At 69.3% G+C, this 6,244-nt stretch carries 7 protein-coding genes and 1 riboswitch; of the genes, 2 read left to right on the forward strand and 5 right to left on the reverse strand.

Translation table 11 applies throughout. The features are described 5' to 3' along the window. Positions 1–155: 155 nt before the first annotated feature. The 3 genes from OQ968_RS11970 to OQ968_RS11980 all read right to left on the reverse strand — a co-directional run bounded on the left by OQ968_RS11970 (position 156) and on the right by OQ968_RS11980 (position 2,694). Positions 156–395: an Rv1535 family protein gene (locus OQ968_RS11970; RefSeq protein WP_324677942.1), complete on the reverse strand. Its 240-nt coding sequence runs from the start codon at positions 393–395 to the stop codon at positions 156–158. A gap of 287 nt (positions 396–682) precedes the next feature. Further along, positions 683–867: riboswitch (M-box (ykoK) riboswitch) on the reverse strand. Positions 868–928: 61 nt separating this feature from the next. Then, on the reverse strand, positions 929–1,573 hold the full coding sequence (locus tag OQ968_RS11975) for a TetR/AcrR family transcriptional regulator (protein WP_324677944.1): 645 nt from the start codon (positions 1,571–1,573) through the stop codon (positions 929–931). Then, positions 1,570–2,694: a nitronate monooxygenase family protein gene (locus OQ968_RS11980; RefSeq protein WP_324677946.1), complete on the reverse strand. Its 1,125-nt coding sequence runs from the start codon at positions 2,692–2,694 to the stop codon at positions 1,570–1,572. The genes OQ968_RS11975 and OQ968_RS11980 overlap by 4 nt, the downstream gene beginning before the upstream one ends. A gap of 58 nt (positions 2,695–2,752) precedes the next feature. Between OQ968_RS11980 and OQ968_RS11985 the strand changes: the two genes are divergently transcribed. Then, on the forward strand, positions 2,753–3,199 hold the full coding sequence (locus tag OQ968_RS11985; RefSeq protein ID WP_324677948.1) for a PaaI family thioesterase: 447 nt from the start codon (positions 2,753–2,755) through the stop codon (positions 3,197–3,199). Here OQ968_RS11985 and OQ968_RS11990 read toward each other — a convergent pair. Further along, positions 3,184–3,762 (reverse strand): carboxymuconolactone decarboxylase family protein, encoded by a 579-nt coding sequence (locus OQ968_RS11990; RefSeq protein ID WP_324677950.1) that lies wholly within the window; start codon positions 3,760–3,762, stop codon positions 3,184–3,186. The two genes, OQ968_RS11985 and OQ968_RS11990, sit on opposite strands and share 16 nt — an antisense overlap. 98 nt (positions 3,763–3,860) lie before the next feature. Between OQ968_RS11990 and OQ968_RS11995 the strand changes: the two genes are divergently transcribed. After that, positions 3,861–5,045, forward strand: coding sequence for a transposase (locus OQ968_RS11995; RefSeq protein WP_324677952.1), 1,185 nt, complete (start codon positions 3,861–3,863; stop codon positions 5,043–5,045). Positions 5,046–5,087: 42 nt separating this feature from the next. On the opposite strand, the gene OQ968_RS12000 is transcribed toward OQ968_RS11995, so the two are convergent. Then, positions 5,088–6,191, reverse strand: a complete 1,104-nt coding sequence (locus OQ968_RS12000) for a zinc-binding dehydrogenase (protein ID WP_324677954.1) — start codon at positions 6,189–6,191, stop codon at positions 5,088–5,090. Positions 6,192–6,244: the final 53 nt, after the last annotated feature.

Below are 6,244 nucleotides of genomic sequence, written 5' to 3' on the forward strand. Positions count from 1 at the left end.
GCGGTACCACCCCGCTTGCCGCGCTGCGCGCGACCGCTCGTTGACGGCTGTGACGGGCCTACCCGTTCGGTTCTACTGGGCCTAAACGGCCGTTCTTCCGAAGGCTCCCCGGTGATGGCCGGATCGATGCCAGTACGCCGATTCTAGCCGTTGGGCTACGACCGGACTTCGAGCACACCCACGCGCCACAGGGCCGCGTACACGTGGCGCACGCCGATGCTCAACAAGCGGGCAGTGCCGTCGACCAGCGGGTCGGTGATCACGATGGTCCGGCCGTCGGCCGGGCGGGTCACCTTCTTCGGCGCGGGGGCCCGCGTTTCGGTCGCGTCGCGCACCACCGTCAGCTTGCGGGCGGGCGCTACGGTTACCACTTCGTCGTGCAGGGCTGCGGTCATTGTCGGCTCCTAGAGGGAATTCGAAACGAGGAATTAACTGGACTGACGTGTCCCATCCCGCCCTGGTTCCGATCCGAGAACGCTTGGCCGGTAAGCCGATTGGCGTTGCGGCGACTCAAACAGCGTCGCGCCGGAGACCGGATCGGGACGGAACAGAGCCCGGACTTCGACCCGGACTATCGCTGGAACCCATTCGTCCCTCACCTCCTCTGCGGCAACGACGCGCGCGGCCAACCCGCACGATGTGCGTGCACAAGGGGAGTACAGAAACCGGCCACAGCCGAAGATCCGCACCCCTCTCGTCAGAGCTTCGGCACTACACGACGTGTCCTGGCCTGGAAAGAAATCCAAGCCGGAAGCCACCTGGGCTCAACCCTTAAGCCGGGAGGAGCTGTCCTGACCCGGGGCGTCTTTGGACGTTCGGGGTCAGTGGCCTGTATTCGTGTAGACGCCTCACCTAACGAGGTGCCCACACGATGATGCACGACGGGTGCGCGACGGTCAAACCGATTCGGGCCGGTGTTTTCGAATCTTTATGCGTTCATGATCGCGCGCGGGCGCAGCCCGTCGAGCACCAGCGCGACGACGAAGTCGGCCACCTGGGCCGCGGTGACGTCGTCGTCGGTGCTCAGCCGCCGGTGCGCGAGCTGCCCGACCAGCGCCGCCAGCGTGTAGGCCACCATCCGGGCCGGCGCGGCGATCACCTGACCGCGCCGTTGGGCGGCGACGACGAATCTCTCGATGTCGTCGATGAACCGCTCGTAGATGCCGCCCAGGTGCTTCTCGAACCGGTCGCCGAGCGCGTACGCGTCGCGCAGCAGCAGCTTCACCGTGGCCCGGTCGGCCTCGAAGAACTCCAGCGTCGCCTGCACGGCGGTCCGCAGCGGCACCTCGTCGCCGTTATCCGACCCCGGCAGCCGGGCCAGCGCCGCGGCGATGTGGCCGCGCAGCGCACCCTCCTCGACCGCCATCAACGCGTGGAACAGCTCGTCCTTCGAGTCGAAGTACCAATAGATCGAGCCGTAGGCCAGGCCGGCCCGCTTGGCGATGTCGGCGATGGTGGTGTCGTGAAAACCCTTGCGCGCGAACACCTCCTTGGCCGCCGCCATGATCTCGTCGCGCCGCCGCGACTTGTCCGCGGCGCTGACCGCGCGCCGCCGCCGGGTCGTGGTGGTCACTTCTCGACCAGGTCTTCCAGCCGCCCGACGGTGTCGATGAACTCCTCGACCATGTCGAGCACCACCGAGCGCGTCGGGCGCACCCGGTCCAGCGAACCGACCACCTGCCCGACGAAGTAGGTGGCCAGCTCGCGCGCCTTGGCGCCGGGGTGGCCGGCGGCCTGGTTGATGCGCAGCTGCGATTCGGTGATCAGGGCGGTCTGCAGCGGCATGCCGAGCGGGGCGGGGCTGTCGGGCCGGTCCCACTCGTCGGTCCAGGCGGTGCGCAGCATCCGCGCCGGCTTGCCGGTCATCGACCGCGACCGCACGGTGTCCGAGGAGCTGGCGGCCAGGAACTTCTCCTTGACCACCGGGGCCGTCTCGGCCTCCTCGGTGGTCAGCCACACCGACCCGCACCACACGCCCTCGGCGCCCAGCGCCAGCGCCGCGGCGATCTGGCGGCCCCGCGCGATGCCGCCGGCGGCCAGCACCGGCGTCGGCGCCACGGCGTCCACCACCTCGGGAACCAGGACCATGGTCGCCACCTCGCCGGTGTGGCCGCCCGCCTCGGTGCCCTGCGCCACGATCAGGTCGACGCCGGCGGCGGCGTGCCGCCGCGCGTGTTGGGTGGTGCCCGCCAGCGCGGCCACCAGCACGTCGCGGTCGTGCGCGCGCTCGACGAGGTCGGCGGGGGGCGGCCCGAGCGCGCTGGCGATCAGCCGGATGTCGTGGTCGAAGGCGACGTCGAGCAGCGGCTCGTAGCCCTTGGGCGAGATGTTGAGACCCCCGCCGGAAAACGGCGGCGGCTCGGCGGGCGCCGGGATGTCGTAGCGGGCCAGGATGTCGTCGACGAACGCGCGGTGCTGCTCGGGCAGCAGCTCGGCGGCCTGCTTGGCGTCGATCCCGCCCTGCTCGGCGCCGACGTACTTGGGCGGCAACAGCAGGTCGACCCCGTAGGGCCTGCCCCCGGTCTGCTCCTCGATCCAGGTCAGCTCGCTGTGCAGCCGCTTCGGGCTGTGCGCGACCGCCCCGAGGATGCCGAAGCCCCCCGCGTTGGTGACCGCGGCGACGACGTCGCGGCAGTGACTGAAGGCGCAGATCGGGAACTCAACGCCGAGCAGCTCGGCGACCCTGGTTCGCATTGCCCGACGCTAAGAGTTATTGATTGATATGTCAATCGATTACGGTAGTCTGCGATCCATGGCCGATCCGGCGACCGAACCCCTGTCCCCCGAGCAGCAGCGGCAGCGCCGCCGGGCGGTGCGCGAGGTCATGCTGACCACCCCGTTCATCGGCGGGCTCGGCATCGTCTTCGAGCGCTACGACCCCGACGACGTCACCATCCGGCTGCCGTTCCGGGAGGACCTCACCAACGACGGCACCTACTTTCACGGCGGGGTGATCGCCTCGGTGATGGACACCGCCGGCGCGGCGGCGGCCTGGTCCAACCACGATTTCGACAGGGGCATGCGCGCCTCGACCGTCGCGATGAGCATCCAGTTCACCGGCGCCGCCAAGCGCTGCGACCTGCTGTGCCATGCCCGCACCACGCGGCGCCGCAAGGAACTCACCTTCACCGAGATCACCGCCACCGATCCCGACGGCAACGTCGTCGCGCACGCGGTGCAGACCTACCGGATCGTCTGAGCCGGCGACCGGCCGTCCGGCGGCCAGCTGGACACCCCTTCCTCCAGCGGGACCTGCAGGCTCTGCAGGATCGAGGCGACCATTCGCCACGCACCGATGGCGGTGACGAGTTCGATGAGAGCCGTTTTGTCGCCGCGCAATTCGCGTTCGCAGGCCGCCCAGCTCTCGGCGCTCACCGCGCCGTCGCCCACCACGTCGTCGGTGGCCGCCAGCACCGCCCGCTCGGTCGGCCCGAACCCGTCATGGTTCTGCCAGTCGCGCACGCCGAGCAGATCGGCTTCTGTGACGCCCAGCCCGGAGGCGACGCGCCAGTGCTGCGTCCACTCGTAGTCGCACGCCGTGAGCCAGCCGATGCGCATGATCACCAGCTCGCGCAGCCGCGAGTCCAGGGCGCCGTGCCACAGCATGGTGGCGAGCAGGTCGTTGACGGCGCGCGCCAGCTGCGGGTGGTTCAGCAGCACCTGGAAGATGGACAGCTCGGCCATGTAGTTGGGCACGGCCGCCTCGTCGGCGGCGGCCTTGGCCTCGCCGAGCGGCAGTCCGGGCACGCGGGCTGTTGTCATCAGTTTTGCGGCGTGGAAACCGTCGGCTTTAGCCGGGGGAGGAAACGCCGCTTCCCTCCTTTCGGCAGGTTGTCGGTGGTCGCGTCTAGGTTTTTGATGTGTCGCGGTTTCGGTTGCTTCCCAACCCTGAGCAGACCACAGCGTTGGCGGACCACTGTCGTCATGCCCTGCTTGTGTGGAATCTGGCCGTGGAGCAGCAGCGGCACTGGCAACCGGGCCGCCGGGCGCCTGGGTATAACGAGCAGTGTGCCCAGTTGACTGAGGCCCGCGCCGAATATGACTGGCTGGCAGCCGGGTCGCAGACCGTGCAGCAGCAGGCGTTGCGCGACTTCGCGCAGGCAATGCGCAACTTTTTCAACTGTACCCACCGCCGCCCGACGTGGCGGAAGGCCGACAGGCATGAAGGATTCCGGCAGGTCGGAGTCAAACCGCGCCACATCAAGCGACTGAGCCGCCGCTACGGGCAGGTATGGATACCGAAGGTCGGTTGGGTGCGGTTCCGCTGGACCCGCAACGTAGCCAACACCATGAAGTCGTATCGAGTCACATTGGATCGGTCTGGGCGGTGGCACATCGCTTTTGCTGCCATCCCCGAATCTGTCCCGGGACCCGGCGATGGCAGCGTTGTTGGTGTGGATTGTGGCGTGGCGGTCTCGGCGGCGCTGTCCACCGGCGAATTGTTTCATGCTCCGGTTCTTAGTGCCGGTGAAACAAGGCGGCTGCGCCGATTGCAGCGCCGTCTGGCTCGGGCGCAGCGTGGAAGTAACCGACGAGCACGAACGAAGCTCGCGATCGCCAAGTTGCGCGCCCGCGAAACCGATCGCCGTCGTGACTGGGTGGAAAAAACCACCACCGATATGGCGCGCCGCTTTGACACCATTCGCGTCGAGGATTTCAATGTGCGGGCCATGACCCGCTCGGCGCGCGGTACCCGGGAATGCCCCGGCAGCGGTGTCGCGCAAAAACGGGGTCTCAACCGTGAGATCAGCCGCCAAGGGTGGGGTTTGTTGGTGGCGCGGTTGAAGCACAAGGCCTCGGGGCGACTCGAATTCGTCCCAGCAGCGTACACGTCGCAACGATGCTCCCAGTGCGGGCATATCGCACCGGAAAACCGCAAGAGCCAAGCGGTTTTCCACTGCGCCGCCTGCGGTGCGGGGCCGTGCAATGCCGACATCAACGCCGCACGCAACATCGCCGCCGGACGGGCGGTGACAGCACGGGGAGACCTCGGCACTAGCCAGTCCGTGAACCGTGAACCTCAACTCTGTTCTCCTGCTGTCTAGGCGACGGGGTTGGAATCCACCGGCTTAAGCCGGTGGAGGACGTCAAGGTGTGAGCACTCCGTGTACTGGCGGGACACCGTCGCGTTCACCGGCCATGGTAGCCAGCAACTCCGCGGCGTCTTCGAGGCGCGCGCAGCGCCGGGGCAGGCTCTCGAACGGGTAGCGGCCGGAGACCAGCAGGTCCAGCGCGGCGCGGTAGGCGGTGACGTCGACGCCGAGGGCCCCGATGATCCGCAGCTCCTTGACCACGACCGCGTCGGGCGAAAACCCCGGGGCGCCGGCGCCGAACCCGCGGGTGCCGGCGACGACGACGGTGCCGGCGGGCCGGGCCAGCGCGATCGCCTGCGCGAAAGCCGTTGGAGCCCTAGCGGTTACGTCAACTACCACGTCCGCCATCGCGCCGGCCGCCCTGCCCAGCGCGGCGACCGGGTCGTCGACGGCGACGTCGACAGCCAGGTCCGCGCCGAACCTCGGCGCCAGCGCCAACCGCTCCGCATCGCGCGGGCCCATCCCCGTCACGATCACGAACGCGGCACCGGCATCCTTGGCCGCCGCGGCCGCGCACAGCCCCCGGATTCCCGGTCCGAGCACCGCCACGACGTCGCCGGCCTTGGTGCCGGGAACGGTTACGCCCCAACGTATTCCGGCGCCTAGCGGGTTGAACAGCGTCGCCACCACCGCGTCGAGGCCGTCGGGCACGGCCAACACCATCGAGTCGCGCGCCAGGTATTGGTATTCGGCGTAGCCGCCCCACAGGCCCGGCGCGCGGTCGACGGGAATGAAGCCGTACATGTCGGCCAGGCCGTGCCGCGCGCAGCGCCGGTACTCGCCGCGCCGGCAGCTGTCGCAGTCGCGGCACGACTGGAACACCTCGACGGCCACCCGGTCGCCTCGCGCCACGCCCCACCGCCGCGCCGCCCGCGGCCCGATCGCCTCGATCGTGCCGACCGTCTCGTGGCCCGGGACGAAGGCGAACCCGCCGCCGAGCTCGCCGGTGTACTGCTCGTGGTCGGTCCCGCACAGGCCGCAGGCGGCGACCCGCACCACCGCGTCGTCGTCGCCGATCGCCGGCACCGGGAGCTCCCGGATGACCAGCTGGCGCGGCGCCTCGAGAACCAACGCCCGCGCCGTCGCGCCGTCCGACATACCGGCACAGTATGAGGTGTCGACCGGTGGAGCAATCGCCGCCGCGCGCTGTT

This window comes from Mycobacterium sp. 663a-19 (assembly GCF_035616495.1).
Classification (GTDB): domain Bacteria; phylum Actinomycetota; class Actinomycetes; order Mycobacteriales; family Mycobacteriaceae; genus Mycobacterium.